The following is a 16,630-nucleotide window of genomic DNA, read 5'->3' on the forward strand; positions in this document are numbered from 1 at the left end:
GCAGGGCCAGACTCTGAGTAGGCTCGCATAAACCGTTCCTTCATCCGAGGGGGCAATAAGAACAACCAACCTTCCCCAAGGGCACCGATCAAAGGATTCCTATGACGCGCATTCGCAAAGCTGTATTTCCCGTCGCCGGCCTCGGTACGCGCTTTCTGCCTGCCACGAAATCGGTGCCCAAGGAGATGCTCACCGTGGTGGACAAGCCCGTCATCCAGCACGTGGTGGACGAAGCCCGCGAAGCCGGCATCGAGCACTTCATCTTCGTGACCGGCCGCAACAAGGGCGTGATCGAGGATCATTTCGATATCGCCTATGAACTCGACGCCACGCTCAAGGAGCGCGGCAAGATGGAAGCCTATGAGGAATTGCAGCGTTCGCTGCCGGCGGCGGGCCAGACCAGCTTCACGCGCCAGCAGGCCCCGCTCGGCCTCGGCCATGCCGTCTGGTGCGCGCGGGAGATCGTCGGGCGCGAGCCCTTCGCCCTGCTGCTGCCCGACATGCTGCATCACGGCAAGGGCAAGGGTTGCCTGGCGGAGATGGTCGAGGCCTATGACAAGGTCGGCGGCAACCACATCGCCGTGTTCGAGGCGCCGGAAGACCAGACGCATCAATACGGCATCGTCGGCAAGGGCGAGAGCGTCGGCGGCAATGCCTTCGAGATCACCCAGATGGTCGAAAAGCCCAAGAAGGGCACGGCGCCTTCCAACCTGGCGGTCTCCGGCCGCTACATCCTGCAGCCCGAGATCTTCGATCTCCTGGAAAAGCAGGAACGCGGCGCGGGCGGCGAGATCCAGCTCACCGATTCCATGCTGAAACTGGCCCAGGGGCAGAAATTCTACGGGTCGGTGTTCAAGGGGCGCATCTACGACACCGGCATGAAGATCGGCTTCCTGACCGCCAATGTCGCCTATGCACTCGAGCGCGAGGGCCTCGGCGATGAGCTGAGGGCGGAGTTGAAGGCCCTGCTGGGCTGACAGGGTTCTGAATGAAATGGCCCGGGAAACCGGGCCATTTTTCTAGGTGCGGACACGGCAATGCGCCTTCGTGTCGTGATGTCCGGGCTCAACCGGGAAACTCGTAGACCACGTCCGAAAAGCGTCCGGTCGGGAAGACATAGAAGAGCCGAAGTTCGGCATCGCCTTCGTTGCGCAGCGAGTGCCAGGCATTGCCGGGGATGAAGATCGTCGCTCCCTTGACGACGGGGCTCTCCGCGCCATCGACCGTGAGCACGCCGCTGCCTTCCAGGATGAGATAGAGCTCCGCTTCGGCGTGGCGGTGGGGCGGATTGGTGCCGCCGGGCGGCAGGATGGCGATTCCAGCGCTGAGGCTGTCGGTCGGCGTGATCTCAGCGCTGATCAAGGTATGCCAGGCCACGCTCCCCTTGGCGGGATCGTCCCAGGCTTCCTGGGGCCGCTCTTCAGCCCGTGTGATGATGAGTTGAGTTTCCCCGATCATGATATCCCCCGCGCGGTGATAGGTGAAAACTATGGTGGGCATTTGCAGAGTTTGGGCGACCGTTTGCTACCCGTTCCGAACTGAACAGTTCGCAGTTTGTGTATGGGTCGCCGGGCGGTCGACTGTGAAAGAAGCCCCAATTGGTAAAAGTGTCACTGCAGCTCTCAATATTTTTAATTCCGCGGTACCCGTTGTCGTGACTCAAGCTCTGATAATATAGGTTGATAGCAACGTTCCAGTCGCAAGCGAGCTAAGCCGTCGGAACTGTCTGCGCGTTTTCGTAATTCGGAAACAAATTTAGATATAGATTCAATTTCAGCGCCGAGAGCCGGTTTGTGATCAATTGATTGGATGCGTTCTTGCAGTGCGCTCGTTATCCAATACCATCCTGTTTTTGGGGACGCGAGCCATGCGTCAACGAAGTCCTTCTCTGACACCTGAGAGAGGATTGGTACGTCTTGGTATGCCGTTACTCCGTCGCGAGTGTAGCAAATGTTAGCAAAGAAGCTTTGGCCATCTTTCCGAACAATTTCCAACAATTTGACGATCAAAGTAGGAAAGCTATTTTCAAGTGCCTTGGTACGACCTGCTATAAGATAATCACGAACTCTCTGAAATTGATAAGTAAATCCTTCTTCGATCCAATATCGAATTCGATCGTGCGAATCTCTAAAGGCTTCGTCCCATCGGTAATCAAGTGATCTGGAAGGCAAGAGGTTCGCAGATAAAAGGTCGTCAATATATAATTTGGCTTCTCTTTCAATGTCATCAATTGATTGGACTGAGATTCCACGCGTCGACATCATCATTTTAAGGGCGACCACATGTAAAAATTCGCCTGATTCAGTGATGGATCTATTTAAAAACTGCTCATTCATCGCTTGAATGGCCGTTGAAACTATATCATCATCGAGATTGTCGAAATTTATTACAATTTTCCAAGGAGGTGTTGTCTCAATTTTTACAAAATGTGGGCTAGAGTCAATCGAATTTCGGATGTGATCATTAACAAATCTTCCTTCAAATAGAGTTTCTTCTATTACTTGGTCATCGAGGATTGTATTGGATATATCGATTGACTTATATTTTGATTTAGATTTTACAATTTGCGGTCGATTGTCTTCTATTTCTCTATTTCCTGAAGTGTCGACCTCGTATCGAAATATTGCCGCCTTTCTGTCTCTTATATCTGCGCGGTTCAGCACATTGTCTCGAACTTCGATTGAAAGGGCGGAAAATAGGCGAACTAATTCCACCATTGCGAGATGGTTCTCAAGATGTCGCGGTTCAAGCGTTTTCCTCAGGCGCCTAACATCCTCCACGACATGTCGAAGAACACGAAGTGAGTGCGCTTTCGATTCTTTAAAGATCGATAACACTTCTTCTTTGAGCTCTCCAAGTAAATCTTCATTATCTATATATGTAAAATGCTCGTTAAACGCTCGAAATGCTGCATCAATATTTGGTTCTACCTTAAGTGTTTGACCAAATATTTTTTCTTTCGTATCTTTTATTTTCTGAACAACTTTATCGTCATGAGCGATCACGATGACACGACATCCATGATGTTCCACGTATCTATTAATGATGCCTAAAATATTCTCTGGTTCTACCGAACAGCGTTCGAGATCATCGAAAATTAGAGGCCTGGAATTGTCGACAGCCCCTTTTACAAATGCGTCTGCAATAGCACTTGGAAGGCCATTGATTCCTACAGACCCCAATCCCGTAAGCCCTAAATTTATAGAATTAAGTTTTGATACAAACCCCTTGATCTTTGCTTTGGTGCTAAACATCTTCGAAAAAACCTGAGCTTCGATATCTGCAGGTGTGCTCAGCCCAAAGAGGCTTACGTACCACGCATGATCAGCAGGCAGCGCTTTTGTTACTTGAAAAGTTTTGCCGGTGCCCCAGTCGCCATCAATAAGTACCGCGTAACCTGGATTCGTAGTTCCTACATAATAGGATAGATACTGTTCCAAATGTGTTTCAGGCGGATAAGCTAAAGTTTTGACCACGATGTCACCTTCGACGGTTTCAACGGCATTTTTATTATCTTTGAATAGGTGATCAAACTTTATCATCTTTTGATACAATGCCTGTAGCTGCACCAAATGTACCCGGTCAAAAACGTGTCGTGGGTAAATTTCAATGTCTATGATGGCAATTTACTCGATGCTAGACCCGAGCTGCAACTACGGGATGACATTGTCAATACACTTTGTCCTCGAATGCCACAGGTCCAAGGCGACGACACGATATGAAGACACGTCACATGTAACGTGCGCTCTCCTGAAAGCCTCAGCGGATCTCGTCGCTCGACAGGATTGCGTAGAGCAGATGGTCGCGCCAGGCGCCGGCGATGCACAGATAGGAGCGGGCATAGCCCTCGCGGATGAAGCCGACGCGCTCCAGGAGGCGGATCGAGGGGGCGTTCTCCGGCAGGCAGGCGGCTTCCACCCGGCGCAGGCGCAGCGTGCCGAAGGCATAGGGCAGCAACGCCCGCACGGCGTCGCTCATCAGGCCCTGGCCGGCATGGGCCTGGCCCATCCAATAGCCGAGCGAGCCGGTCTGCGCCACGCCGCGGCGGATCTGGCCGAGCGTGAGGCCGCCGACCAGCGCGCCATTATCGGAGCGGAAGACGAAGAAAGGATAGGCGGCGTCCGCCCTGGCATCCTGGCCATAGCGCTTGATCCGGGCCCGAAAGGCCGGGCGCGTCAGATCATTGGGGGGCCAGGTCGGCTCCCAGGGGCGCAGGAATTCCCGGCTCGCGCCGCGCAGGGCGGCCCAGGCCTCGAAATCGCGCATTTCCGGCGCGCGCAGCTCGACCTTCTCGCCACGGACCGGCGGTACGACGTCGGCGAAGGAGAAGGGCCGCAGGAAGGACATTCACCGCCTCATGCCGCCAGATGGGTGCGGATCTTGTCGAGGCGGGGCAATTTCTTGACCGGCCCGAGGGCCGCCAGGGTCGGCGGCGACGCCAGCACGGCCTCGCCTGCCTGGCGCACGTCCTCGACGGTGACTGCATCGATCTTGGCAATCAATTCCGCCGGGGGCAGGGGGCGGCCCCAGATCAGCATGTGGCGCGCCATCTGCTCGGCGCGCATCGCCGAGGATTCGAGCGCCATCAGAAGGCCGGCCTTCATCTGCGCCTTGGCGCGGGCGATCTCCGCTTCGGTGGGGGAGGCGGCAGCGGCCGCTACGGTATCCAGGATCACCGGCACGAGATCCTTGAGGTCCTCGGCGCCGGCGCCGGCGGATATGCCGAAGATGCCGGTATCCGCATAGCCCCACTGAAAGGCATAGACCGAGTAGCACAGGCCCCTTTTTTCCCGCACCTCCTGGAACAGGCGCGAGGACATGCCGCCGCCGACCAGATTGGTGAAGATTCCGAGAGCCGGGCTGAGGGCATCCTTGTAGGAACGGCCGGCAAAGCCGATCAGCACATTGGCCTGTTCGTGATCGGTCACCATCACGTCCTCGCCGCCGCGATAGATCGCCGAAGCCGGTTCGGGGCCGCTGCCTTCGGGCAGATGGGCGAACAGGCGGCCTGCCTCTTCGACGACGCGATCATGCTCGACGGCCCCGGCGGCGGCGACCACCATGCGGCCGGCCCGGTAATGGGTGTCGAGATAGGTCTGGATCGCCTTGCGGTCGAACGACATCACGGTTTCGGGGGTGCCGAGAATGGGGCGGCCGAGGGGCTGATGCGGAAATGCGGCCTGGTTGAACATGTCGAAGACCAGATCGTCCGGCGTGTCCTCGACGGCGCTGATCTCCTGCAGGATGACATTCTTCTCCCGCGCCAGTTCATCGGCATCGAAGACGGACTGGGTGAGGATGTCGGCCAGGATGTCGAAGCCGAGGCCGACATCTTCCTTCAGCACGCGGGCGTAGTAGGCGGTCTGCTCGCCGGATGTCGCGGCATTGAGTTCACCGCCGGCGCTTTCGATCTCTTCGGCGATGCGCTTGGCGTCACGAGTCCGCGTGCCCTTGAACGCCATATGCTCGAGCAGATGGGCGAGGCCGTGCTCCTTCTCGCCTTCCGAGCGGGCGCCGGCACCCGCGAAGACACCGAGCGAAGCGGTTTCCAGATGGCTCATCGCGTCGGTAACGACGGTCAGGCCGGACGGGAGGCGGGTTACCTCGACGCTCATGCGGCTGCACCCTGGGCCGCGCGGGAATGCTTGCGGACGAAGGCCTCCAGGACCCCGAGGTCATTGGGCAGGACGGTAAAGCGCTCGGGCCGCTCATAGAGATCGGCGAGGGCATCCGGCAATTTGGGTTCGATGCCCGAGGCGTCCTTGACCGCGGCCGGGAACTTGGCGGGATGGGCCGTGCCGAGCACGACCATCGGCACGCGGCGATCGGGTTCGGCCTTCCACGCCGCCATCACGCCGACGGCCGTATGCGGATCCAGGAGGTAGCCGGCGTTGCGCCAGATCATGCCGATCGTCTTGGCGACCTCCTTCTCGTCGGCGCGCTCGGCGTCGAACTCCCCACGGATGGCCTCATAGGCGCCTTCGTCGATCTCGAAGGCGCCTGATTGGGTGAGATTGCCCATCAGGCGGCGGATCTGGCCGGCATCGCGGTGATAGGCGTCGAAGAGCAGGCGTTCGAAATTGGAGGAAACCTGGATATCCATCGAGGGCGAAGACGTCTCCTTCACACCGCGTGCCTCGTAGACGCCCGTCGCGATGGTGCGCGCCAGGATGTCATTGACATTGGTGGCGATCAGGAGCCGCTCGATCGGCAGGCCCATGCGCTTGGCGACATAGCCGGCGAAAATGTCGCCGAAATTGCCCGTGGGCACCGAGAACGACACTTTGCGATGCGGCGCGCCCAGGGCCACCGCGGCGGTGAAGTAATAGACGATCTGGGCCACGATACGGGCCCAGTTGATGGAGTTGACGCCCGACAGGCCGATTTCGTCGCGGAATTCGAGATGGTTGAACATCGCCTTCAGCTGGGCCTGGCAATCGTCGAAATTGCCCTCCAGCGCCACGGCATGGACATTGGGCGCATCGACCGTGGTCATCTGCCGGCGCTGCACCTCGGAGACGCGGCCATGCGGATAGAGAATGACGATGTCGACCTGTTCGAGGCCGCGGAAGGCCTCGATGGCGGCACTGCCGGTGTCGCCCGAGGTGGCGCCGACGATGGTGGCCCGCTTGTTGCGGGCCTTCAGGGCGTGGTCCATCAGCCGGGCGAGCAACTGCATCGCCACGTCCTTGAAGGCAAGCGTCGGGCCGTGGAACAGCTCCTGCACGAACAGATTGTCACCGATCTGCACCAGCGGCACGACGGCTGGATGGCCGAAGCTGCCATAGGCCTCCTGGATCATCCGGCGCAGGGCCGCCGGCTCGATCTCGCCGCCGACGAAGGGCGAGATCACCGCTTCGGCGACCTGCCAATAGGGTTTGCCTGCAAAGGAAGCGATCTGGGCGTGGGACAGAACCGGCCAATGCTGCGGCACATAGAGGCCGCCGTCGCGGGCAAGGCCGGCGAGGAGGGCATCGCAAAAGCCGAGGACGGGGGCTTCGCCCCGCGTGGAAACATAGAGCACGGTTCTATCCTTTCGGTGCCGGAAGCGCTGCAATACCAGTCGCGCGCCGTCCGGGACACAAGTCTTCATCGTGTAATCCGCCCGGGGCCGACGGGCAAGGCGCGTATCGCCGCCTCCTTGCCCAGCGGCGCCGTCCTTATCCCGCCGGTTTGCGCCTCAGGCGCAGGACGAAGGCGATGTAGACCCCTACAAGGCCGAGGGCGAGACCGAACCAGGTCAGCGCATATTGCAGGTGGTTGTTGGGGAAGGTGAGAATGGTTTCTCCGCCCTCGGGCAGGCCGCCGGGGGCGCTGGCATCGGCATCGATGAAGAACGGTGCGACCCGCGTCAGCCCCTCGGCCTTGGCAATGCCGGCGATGTCGCGCGTGAACCAGTTGCCGGTGGCAGGATCGTCTGCCGGCGTGAAGAGATTGCGGTCTTCCGTCCAGCGGGCGAGGCCGGTGATGGTGACGGGACCGGCGATCTGCCCGGCCTGGCGGCTGGCGGGATCCTTGGCGTTCTCGGGCACGAAGCCGCGATTGACCAGGATGGTGGAACCGTCGGGACGGATGAGCGGTGTCAGCACCCAGTAGCCCACGCCGCGAAACTGCCCTTTGGCATCGGGCAGGTTGGTGAAGGAGCGGATCTCCTTGGCGTGGTCGAAGGTCCCCGAGACCTGCCAATGCCGGTATTCGAGGCCGTCCCGCGTCAGGCGCGGCCAATCGGCTTCGGGGGGCGGAGCAACGGGAGCCGCCGTGGTGCGGTCGGCAATCTCCTTGAGCAGGCCGAGCTTCCATTGCAGACGTTCGAGCTGCCAGATGCCGAGACCGACCAGGAAGGCGCCCATCACCAGCATCGAGATCGTCAGCACCACCAGCGAGCGAGGACGCGAGGAGACCACGGACGTCGTCATTCTTCCAACCGGCCCTCGGCCGCCTTGTTGGTATATTGCAGGGCAACGAGTACGCCCTTCATCCAGCGCAGCAATCCGAGACAGACAGCGAGGGAAAGCGGCAGCCAGAGGATGATGTGCACCCAGACCGGGGGCGAGAAGGTGAATTCGACATAGACGGCCGCGCCCAGCAGGATGAAGCCGGCGACCAGGATGACCAGCACGGCCGGCCCGTCGCCCGAATCGGCAAAGCTGTAGTCGAGGCCGCAGGCGCTGCATTTCGGCTTGAGACTGATGAAGCCGTCGAAGAGCTTGCCCTGGCCGCAACGCGGGCATCTGCCGCGCGAGCCGGTCTGGAAGGGCGAAAGCGGAGCGTAGTGCTGATCCTGCGACATGATTGGAGAGCCCTAAAAGGAAACGGCCGGGGAATCCCGGCCGCCTCGTTGATCCTAGAGCAAAACGCGTTCAAGTGTGAACGCATTTTTACTCTAACTCTTTGTTTGGACGCGTCTTTGCGATTCTTGGTGACACCGTAAAATCGCAAAACGCTATGTGAAGGCGGCTCAGCCGTGCACGCCGCCGGGACCATAACCCCAGATGTAGATGCAGGCGAACAGGAACAGCCAGACCACGTCGACGAAGTGCCAGTACCAGGCAGCGAACTCGAAGCCGAGGTGGTGGCGTTGGGTGAACTGGCCCAGATTGGCGCGCAGCAGGCAGACCGCCAGGAAGATGGTGCCGACGATCACGTGGAAGCCGTGGAAGCCCGTCGCCATGAAGAAGGTCGAACCATAGATGTGGCCCGAGAAGGAGAACGGCGCGTGGGCATACTCGTAGGCCTGGCACAGCGTGAAGATCAGGCCGAGGATGACCGTCAGGATCAGGCCGTTCTTCAGGCCCTTCTGATCGCCCTCGAGCAGGGCGTGATGGGCCCAGGTCACCGTGGTGCCGGAGGTGAGCAGGATCAGCGTGTTCAGGAGCGGCAGATGCCAGGGGTCGAGGGTCTCGATGCCCTTGGGCGGCCAGACGCCTCCCGTCAGGGTGGTGCGAGCGACCTCGGCGGCATCGCCGGGGAAGAGGGCGACGTCGAAATAGGCCCAGAACCAGGCGACGAAGAACATCACTTCCGAAGCGATGAACAGCATCATGCCGTAGCGGTGATGCAGCTGCACCACCGGGGTGTGATCGCCCTCGGAGGCTTCCTTGATGACGTCCCACCACCACATCAGCATGGTGTAGAGCACGCCGATCAGGCCGACGCCGAACACCAGCGGGCCGTAGGAATATTTGTGCATCCAGGTGATCAGGCCGATGGCCAGAACGAAAGCCGCCATCGAGCCGACGAACGGCCATGGGCTCGGATTGACGAGGTGGTAATCATGGTTCTTGGTCTGAGCCATGGCTTTCTCCAGATGCCGGTCGCCCGGGAACTTATAACTGTGGTTTGCTCGACGTGTCGGTTTTCGGTTCGGCCGCCGCGAGCGGAGTCACGGGAGGCTTGGCCGGATAGTAGGTATAGGAAAGCGTGATCGTGTGCACGCCGGCAAGATAGTCGACCTTGTCGATCGCGGGATCGACGAAGAAGACCACCGGCAGCTCCTGGCTCTCGCCCGGCCCCAGCTTCTGGTTGGTGAAGCAGAAGCACTGGATTTTTGAGAAATACGCACCGGTTTCCTGCGGCGTCACATTGTAGGCGGCCGCGGCATAGGTGGTTTCCTGGGAAAGGTTGGTGATCTTGTAGTAGACCGTCTTCACCTCTCCGGCCTTGACCGTCACCGAGCGCTGCTCGGGTTCGAACTTCCAGGGCAGGGCCGGGTTGATGTTCGAATCGAAGCGCACTTCGAAGCTGCGGTCGAGGATCTGGCCCGGAGCGGCCTCGGCGACGCGCGTGGTCCCCGCAAAGCCGGTGACCTGGCAGAACAGCGTATAGAGCGGCACTGCGGCATAGGCCGCACCAACCATCGATGCCACGAACGCGATGCAGGACACCGCGATTATGCCATTGCCGACCTTGGGGCGCGAAGAGGAAGGCTTGTCGGGCGTTCCGGCCATTCTAGAACCCCTTGTCGAGCACGCCGGGGCCTTTGACGAAGCTCACGGCATAGACGAGCAGCACGAAGGCGATGAGGGCGGCGGCGATCGCGATCGAACGCCAATGCAGCTTGCGCGCCTGGTCGGCCGGCAGCCTGGCGACCCAGCTATCCTTCGGTGGGCGCTGATAGGCGAGGGGACGGAACAGGATGATCAGCAGCAGGATGATCAGGGCCGGTCCGATGAACCACAGATGATGCGCCATCATGCCAGGACCCTCATCACCAGCGCCTCGCCGAGCAGGCAGGCGAACAGCACGAACAGATAGAGGATCGAGTAGCCGAACATGCGCTTGGCCGGTCCCATGTCACCGGGCTTGCGCCAGATGTCGATGGCAAGCCAGAGCATGCCGAGCCCACCCAGGCCCGCAACCACGCCATAGCTCCAATGCGCGTAGCCGAGCAGCCAGGGCAGCATGCCGATCGGGGCGAGCAGCACGGTGTAGATCAGGATCTGGCGGCGGGTCTCGTGGTCTCCCGCCACCACGGGCAGCATCGGCACGCCGGCCTTTTCGTAGTCGCCCGACTTGAACAGCGCCAGCGCCCAGAAATGGGGCGGCGTCCACATGAAGATCAGGGCGAAGAGCACGAGGCTTTCCACCGTCACAGTGCCGGTCACCGCGGCATAGGCGACGACTGGGGGCAGGGCACCCGCCGCGCCGCCGATCACGATGTTCTGCACCGTCCAGCGCTTCAGCCACATCGTGTAAACAACGACATAGAAGAAGATGGTGAAGGCGAGCAGGCCCGCGGCGAGGAAATTGGTGAAGACGCCGAGCGCCAGCACCGACAGGCCGGACAGGATGATGCCGAAGGCGAGCGCTTCGCCCGGACTGACGCGGCCGGCCGGAACCGGGCGGTTGCGCGTGCGCGACATCACGGCGTCGATATCGGCGTCGTACCACATGTTGAGGGCGCCCGAGGCGCCGGCGCCGACCGCGATGGCGATCAGGGCGGCAAGGCCGATGACCGGATGGATCGGGCCGGGTGCCACGACCATGCCGGTGAGGGCGGTGAAGACCACCAGCGACATCACGCGCGGCTTGAGCAAGGCCAGAAAGTCGCCAACCGACGCGATGCTGATCACGGGGACAGCATCGTCAGCCTCGCCTTGGATGGGCATGCCGATATCGGTCAAAGAACGTTCCTTTTCGTCGAGCCGGCCGGGCGGGGGAGATGCTTGGGCTGAAACACCTGGCCGGCGGCCCTTGCGGGCCGGTTTTCTTCTCGAGCCTTCAGGGAAAGGCTCAAGAAGAAAACCTGTTTGCTGGAGGCGGGAGGGCGGCCGTCGAAGCGGCCACCCTCCCGAAAGCTCGTGCGTTCGAGGGGCTCAGCGGATGCGGGGCAGCGTCTCGAACTGATGGAAGGGCGGCGGCGAGGACAGCGTCCATTCCAGGGTGGTGGCGCCCTCGCCCCAGGGATTGGCGGCCGCCTGCTCCTTGCGGACGAAGATCGCATAGAAGTTGATGGCCAGGAACCAGATCACGCCACCGAAGAAGATGAAGGCGCCGAGGGAGGAGACCAGGTTCCAGCCCGCGAAGGCCGGGTTGTAGTCGACGAGGTGGCGAGGCATGCCGGCCAGGCCCAGGAAGTGCTGCGGCATGAACAGCATGTTGGCGCCGACGAAGGCGATCCAGAAATGCACCTGGCCCATCCAGTCGGGGATGACGTAGCCGAACATTTTCGGGAACCAGTAGTACCAGCCCGCGAAGATGGAGAAGACCGCGCCCAGCGACAACACGTAGTGGAAATGCGCCACCACGTAATAGGTGTTGTGCAGCGAGCGGTCGACGCCGGCATTGGCCAGCATCACGCCGGTTACGCCGCCGACGGTGAACAGGAAGATGAAGCCCGTCGCCCACACCATGGGCGCCTTGAAGTCGATGGAACCACCCCACATCGTGGCGATCCAGGAGAAGATCTTCACGCCGGTCGGCACCGCGATCACCATGGTGGCGAACACGAAATAGGCCTGCGTGTCGACGTCGAGGCCGACGGTGTACATGTGGTGGGCCCACACGACAAAGCCGACGACGCCGATGGCGACCATGGCATAGGCCATGCCGAGATAGCCGAAGATGGGCTTGCGCGAGAAGGTCGAGATGATGTGGCTGACGATGCCGAAGCCGGGCAGGATCATGATGTAGACTTCGGGGTGACCGAAGAACCAGAACAGATGCATCCACAGGATCGGGTCGCCGCCATTGGCCGGATCGAAGAAGGCGGTGCCGAAGTTACGGTCCGTCAGCAGCATGGTGATGGCGCCGGCGAGGACGGGCAGCGACAGCAGCAGCAGGAAGGCGGTGACCAGCACGCCCCAGGCGAACAGCGGCATCTTGTGCAGCGTCATGCCCGGTGCGCGCATGTTGAAGATGGTGGTGATGAAGTTGATGGCGCCCAGGATCGAGGAAGCACCGGCCAGATGCAGCGACAGGATGGCAAAATCCATCGCCGGCCCGGGCGTGCCCTTGATCGAGGACATCGGCGGATAGGCCGTCCAGCCGGTGCCGACACCGAGGTCGTCGGCGCCGGGACCGCCGGGCACGAACATCGAGATGATCAGGAGGCCGAACGCCGGGATCAGCAGCCAGAACGAGATGTTGTTCATGCGCGGGAAGGCCATGTCCGGCGCGCCGATCATCAGCGGCACGAACCAGTTGCCGAAGCCGCCGATCATCGCGGGCATGACCATGAAGAAGATCATGATCAGGCCGTGCGCGGTCACGAACGCATTGAACGTGTAGGGGTTGGTGAAGAATTGCTGGCCCGGGAACATCAGTTCCGCGCGCATCGCCACCGACAGGAGGCCGCCGATGATACCCGCGACCAGCGCGAAGATCAGGTAGAGCGTGCCGATGTCCTTGTGGTTGGTCGAATAGACATAACGGCGCCAGCCGGTCGGATGATCATGCGCGTCATGGGCATGCGGATCTTGGGCATGATCCCCATGCGCCGATGCGTTGTGGGCAGTGGCCATCACATTCAATCCTTTAGTCGAGCCGTCAGGCCATTACTTTACTACGACGGTGGTCGCGGCTGCGACCTTGTCCGGGGCGGCGCCGTTCATTGCAGTCTTCTTGCTCGCCACCCACTTCTGGAACTCTTCCTCGCTTACCACGCGGAAGGCGATCGGCATGAAGGCATGGTCGCGGCCGCACAGGCGCGAGCACTGGCCATAATACATGCCTTCGCGGGTGGCCTTGAACCAGGTCTGGTTCAGGCGGCCGGGAATGGCGTCGATCTTGATGCCGAAGGAGTTCACCGAGAAGGAGTGAATCACGTCGTTGGAGGTGACCTGCACCACCACCGTCTTGTTCACGGGCACGACGACCTCGTTGTCCACCTTGAGCAGGCGCAGCGGATCGCTCATGGGCAGGTCGCGCACCATGGTGGAGGAGAAGGAAATGTCGCCATTGTCGGGATATTCGTAATCCCAATACCACTGGCTGCCGGTCGCCTTGATGGTCAGGTCGGCCTTCGGAATCACTTCCTCCATGTAGAGGAGCTTGAACGAGGGCAGGGCGATGCACACCAGCACCAGAATCGGCAGTACCGTCCACGCCACTTCCAGGATGGTGTTGTGCGTGACCTTGGAGGGGACCGGGTTGGCCTTCTTGTTGAAGCGGACGATCACATAGAGCAGCAGGACCATCACGAAGAGGGTGATGGGGACGATGAACCACATCACATAGGTATGGAACCAGACGATATATTCCATGACCGGCGTGGCGGGTTCCTGCAGGCCCGTCTGCCAGGGCTGCGGCTCGCCGAGGCCGCCCTTGGCGGCCTCTTCGGCACGGGCCGTGCCGATCATGAGGCCCCACAGCAGCGATGACAGTGCCATCCCGCCCATTTTCTTCCTAGCCTGGAAAGCCATCCGCCTTCTCTCCAATTCCCCGCCGACACGACGCAGCCGATGCGGCACGTGGTAAGCCACCTGGCTCGTTACCGGTCGGGAGCGCCAATCGCGCAAAACTCTCTGGCGCGCAGATTTCACGGATTGGAACTCATGTAAAGCACACGGTCACTCAAAAACCACAATCCACAGCGCATCGCAATGGTTCGACGTCCACGGTTTGTGCGGCAATTGGGCGCGAAAGCGCCATGATGTGCCGTCAACCTGGGCGGAACGCCGTCGCGGTGGTGTGCTTGACAGTCAGGGCCTGTCTGCTACCCGTCGCGACTGAAATCCAAACCGGGCCTGCGTGCCCTGATTCGGCGAGGATGTAACTTGTTGGCACACATGCTGAAACATGCTCTTGCGACCACGCTGCGGCGCGTAGCCGGCCTTTCCTTCGTGGGCCTGCTGGCCGGCGCCGTGCTTGGCGGTCCTGCCGCGGCGCAGCAGACCGATCAGCTCGGCGTGCTGCGCTCGACCCACGACAACTGGCAGGTGCGCTGCGATACCCCGCCGGGAGCCCAGCAGGAACAATGTGCGCTGGTGCAGGCCGTCACCGCGTCCGATCGCCCCAATGTGGCGCTCTCGGTGCTGGTGCTGCGCACGGCGGACCAGAAGAGCCGCCTGCTGCGGGTGATCGCGCCGCTCGGCGTGCTCCTGCCGTCCGGCCTCGGCCTCAAGATCGACGGCAAGGATGTCGGCCGCGCCGCTTTCGTGCGCTGCCTGCCGACGGGATGCCTGGCCGACGTGGTGCTCGACGATTCCCAGATCGGCATGCTGCGCACCGGCAAGGAAGCCACCTTCATCATCTTCCAGACACCGGAAGAGGGCATCGGCATTCCCCTGACCCTGAAGGGCTTTGGCGAAGGTTTCGACAAGCTGAAATGAAGTCGGAAGGCATCGGCCTTCGATTGTTGCAGCTGAGGCTGGGACCGCGGACGTCCCGTCCACCTCTGCCCTTCCGGCGAGCATCCGTTTCCACTGGGGCGGTCGAGGCGTTCGCGGTCCCAGCCGGCTGCTCCGTTCTACGCCATTGGCGGCGTTTACCAAGTTTCGAGAATACTGGCGCAGCCGGCACTCGATGCTATCTGGAAGGTTTCACTCTCGCCCGATCCAGAATCGGCTGCAGGTTCAGGCCGGCGGGGAGGGCGCCGTAGCAGCCGCGCATGCCGCCAGCGAGGCGGCCGGCAATGAAGGCCTCGGCCATCGGCGCAGGGCCGTCGCGCAGCAGGAGCGAAGCTTCCAGCGCCAAAGCGAGATCTTCCACCAGGCGGCGTGCCAGAGCCTCCTGCATGCCATCGGTGCGCATACTTTTCTCGATGGCGGCGACGAAGGCGTCGTAGCGCCGATCCAGCCCGTGTGCCGCCTGCAATTCGGCGCGCAGCGCCTCGGCGGTCGCGGGTTCCTTGCCGAGGGCGCGCAGAACGTCGAGCGCATTGACATTGCCGGAGCCTTCCCAGATCGCATTGACGGGAGCCTCGCGATAGAAGCGGGCCAGCGGTCCCTCTTCGACGAAGCCATTGCCGCCGAGACATTCCAGCGCCTCGTAGCTGAGATTGGGCAGGCGCTTGGTCACCCAGAATTTGGCGATAGCCGCGCCGATGCGCGCAAAGGCGGTTTCCTGTGGCGTGTTGCCGTCAAAGGCCCGGGCGACGCGCATCACCAGCATGGTGGCGGCCTCTGCCTCGATCACGAGGTCGGCAAGGACCGGCTGCATCAGGGGCTGCTCGATCAGCAGCTTGCCGAAGGCCCGGCGATGGGCGGCGTGATGCACGGCCTGGACCGCGCATTGGCGCATCATGCCGGCGCAGACCAGGGCGGCGTCGAGCCGGGTCTGGTTGACCATGGCCATGATGGTGGCGACGCCGCGTCCCTCATCGCCGATGCGCCAGGCGAGAGCGCCGGCATATTCGATCTCCGCCGAGGCGTTGGAACGATTGCCGAGCTTGTCCTTGAGGCGCTGGATGAAGATGGGATTGCGGGTGCCGTCGGGCCGCCAGCGCGGCACGAAAAAGCAAGCGAGGCCACCGGGCGTCTGCGCCAAAGTGAGGAAGCCATCCGACATCGGGGCCGAACAGAACCATTTGTGCCCGGTGAGTTCGTAAAGGTCTTCGCCCAGGGGCTTGGCGAGGGTGGTGTTGGCTCGGACGTCGGAGCCACCCTGCTTTTCGGTCATGGCCATGCCGATGGTCGCCGCCGCCTTGTCGGCTGCCGGCCGGGCCGAGCCGTCATAGGCGTCGGCCAGAATGAGCGGGCCCCATTGCCCGAAAAGGGCGGGTGCCTGGCGCAGTACGGCCAGGCTGGCGCCGGTCATGGTGATCGGACAACACACGCCGGGCTCGATCTGGGTCAGCATATATTCCAGGGCGGCATGGGCGACGAAGCCGCCGGGGCGGCCGGAAGCCGGCAGGGAATGGATGCCGGCTTCCAGGCCGCGGGCCATCAGAGCATGATAGGCGGGGTGGAATTCGACGTGATCGATGCGCTGGCCGAAACGATCGAAGCTGTGCAGCTCGGGCGTGTGCCGGCCGGCGGCCTCGCCGAGCGCGATCGCTTCGGCGCTGCCGATCGAGGCTCCGAAGGCGCTCGCCGCCTGCCGGGCCCAGCCTGCGCCTTCGCGCTCCAGGGCGGCCTGGAGCCCGGGGTCGCTGTCGAACAGGTTGTAGTCGAGCAAAGGCGGGACCTGATTGGTCACCTGATGGGTCGGCAGGTCGGCGATCGGCTCTTGCGCAATCATGGCGTGGCTT

General features: G+C 61.6%; 16 protein-coding genes. 2 read left to right on the forward strand and 14 right to left on the reverse strand.

Going from position 1 to position 16,630, the window contains the following annotated elements:
* Positions 1-101 precede the first annotated feature (101 nt).
* The gene (galU, locus tag BA190_RS20870) at positions 102-977 is read left to right on the forward strand and encodes a UTP--glucose-1-phosphate uridylyltransferase GalU (protein ID WP_068291609.1); all 876 of its coding nucleotides are present in this window, start codon (positions 102-104) and stop codon (positions 975-977) included.
* A gap of 88 nt (positions 978-1,065) precedes the next feature.
* Here galU and BA190_RS20875 read toward each other — a convergent pair whose 3' ends face one another.
* From BA190_RS20875 to coxB, 13 genes are all read right to left on the reverse strand, one after another.
* Positions 1,066-1,458 carry a cupin domain-containing protein gene (locus BA190_RS20875; RefSeq protein ID WP_068291931.1) on the reverse strand — a complete coding sequence of 131 codons (393 nt, stop codon included), beginning with the start codon at positions 1,456-1,458 and terminating at the stop codon, positions 1,066-1,068.
* A 173-nt stretch (positions 1,459-1,631) separates the two neighbouring features.
* On the reverse strand, positions 1,632-3,569 hold the full coding sequence (locus BA190_RS36065) for a hypothetical protein (protein WP_156771622.1): 1,938 nt from the start codon (positions 3,567-3,569) through the stop codon (positions 1,632-1,634).
* 190 nt (positions 3,570-3,759) lie between these two features.
* Positions 3,760-4,347 carry a GNAT family N-acetyltransferase gene (locus tag BA190_RS20885; protein ID WP_068291613.1) on the reverse strand — a complete coding sequence of 196 codons (588 nt, stop codon included), beginning with the start codon at positions 4,345-4,347 and terminating at the stop codon, positions 3,760-3,762.
* Positions 4,348-4,355: 8 nt separating this feature from the next.
* Positions 4,356-5,615 carry a pitrilysin family protein gene (locus BA190_RS20890; protein ID WP_068291615.1) on the reverse strand — a complete coding sequence of 420 codons (1,260 nt, stop codon included), beginning with the start codon at positions 5,613-5,615 and terminating at the stop codon, positions 4,356-4,358.
* Positions 5,612-7,024: a threonine synthase gene (thrC, locus tag BA190_RS20895; RefSeq protein ID WP_068291617.1), complete on the reverse strand. Its 1,413-nt coding sequence runs from the start codon at positions 7,022-7,024 to the stop codon at positions 5,612-5,614. Before thrC ends, BA190_RS20890 begins: the two co-directional genes overlap by 4 nt.
* Positions 7,025-7,160: 136 nt before the next feature.
* Positions 7,161-7,916: an SURF1 family protein gene (locus BA190_RS20900; protein WP_068291620.1), complete on the reverse strand. Its 756-nt coding sequence runs from the start codon at positions 7,914-7,916 to the stop codon at positions 7,161-7,163.
* Positions 7,913-8,290: a DUF983 domain-containing protein gene (locus tag BA190_RS20905; protein WP_068291621.1), complete on the reverse strand. Its 378-nt coding sequence runs from the start codon at positions 8,288-8,290 to the stop codon at positions 7,913-7,915. The genes BA190_RS20900 and BA190_RS20905 overlap by 4 nt, the downstream gene beginning before the upstream one ends.
* A gap of 168 nt (positions 8,291-8,458) precedes the next feature.
* The gene (locus BA190_RS20910; RefSeq protein WP_068291622.1) at positions 8,459-9,295 is read right to left on the reverse strand and encodes a cytochrome c oxidase subunit 3; all 837 of its coding nucleotides are present in this window, start codon (positions 9,293-9,295) and stop codon (positions 8,459-8,461) included.
* Positions 9,296-9,326: 31 nt separating this feature from the next.
* Positions 9,327-9,947, reverse strand: coding sequence for a cytochrome c oxidase assembly protein (locus BA190_RS20915; RefSeq protein ID WP_068291624.1), 621 nt, complete (start codon positions 9,945-9,947; stop codon positions 9,327-9,329).
* Position 9,948: 1 nt separating this feature from the next.
* Positions 9,949-10,194, reverse strand: coding sequence for a hypothetical protein (locus BA190_RS20920; protein ID WP_068291626.1), 246 nt, complete (start codon positions 10,192-10,194; stop codon positions 9,949-9,951).
* Positions 10,191-11,114, reverse strand: coding sequence for a heme o synthase (gene cyoE, locus BA190_RS20925; RefSeq protein WP_371260366.1), 924 nt, complete (start codon positions 11,112-11,114; stop codon positions 10,191-10,193). Before cyoE ends, BA190_RS20920 begins: the two co-directional genes overlap by 4 nt.
* A 201-nt stretch (positions 11,115-11,315) precedes the next feature.
* Positions 11,316-12,962: a cytochrome c oxidase subunit I gene (ctaD, locus tag BA190_RS20930; protein ID WP_068291628.1), complete on the reverse strand. Its 1,647-nt coding sequence runs from the start codon at positions 12,960-12,962 to the stop codon at positions 11,316-11,318.
* A 33-nt stretch (positions 12,963-12,995) separates the two neighbouring features.
* Positions 12,996-13,829 carry a cytochrome c oxidase subunit II gene (gene coxB / locus BA190_RS20935; RefSeq protein ID WP_068291937.1) on the reverse strand — a complete coding sequence of 278 codons (834 nt, stop codon included), beginning with the start codon at positions 13,827-13,829 and terminating at the stop codon, positions 12,996-12,998.
* 399 nt (positions 13,830-14,228) lie between these two features.
* Here coxB and BA190_RS20940 point away from each other — a divergent pair, with 399 nt between their 5' ends.
* Complete coding sequence (locus BA190_RS20940) at positions 14,229-14,771, forward strand: invasion associated locus B family protein (RefSeq protein ID WP_068291629.1); 543 nt, start codon at positions 14,229-14,231, stop codon at positions 14,769-14,771.
* Between the two features lie 196 nt (positions 14,772-14,967).
* On the opposite strand, the gene BA190_RS20945 is transcribed toward BA190_RS20940, so the two are convergent.
* Positions 14,968-16,620, reverse strand: a complete 1,653-nt coding sequence (locus BA190_RS20945; protein ID WP_202908499.1) for an acyl-CoA dehydrogenase family protein — start codon at positions 16,618-16,620, stop codon at positions 14,968-14,970.
* Positions 16,621-16,630: the final 10 nt, after the last annotated feature.

The sequence above is a fragment of the Labrys sp. WJW genome, assembly GCF_001676615.1.
Lineage (GTDB): Bacteria > Pseudomonadota > Alphaproteobacteria > Rhizobiales > Labraceae > Labrys > Labrys sedimenti.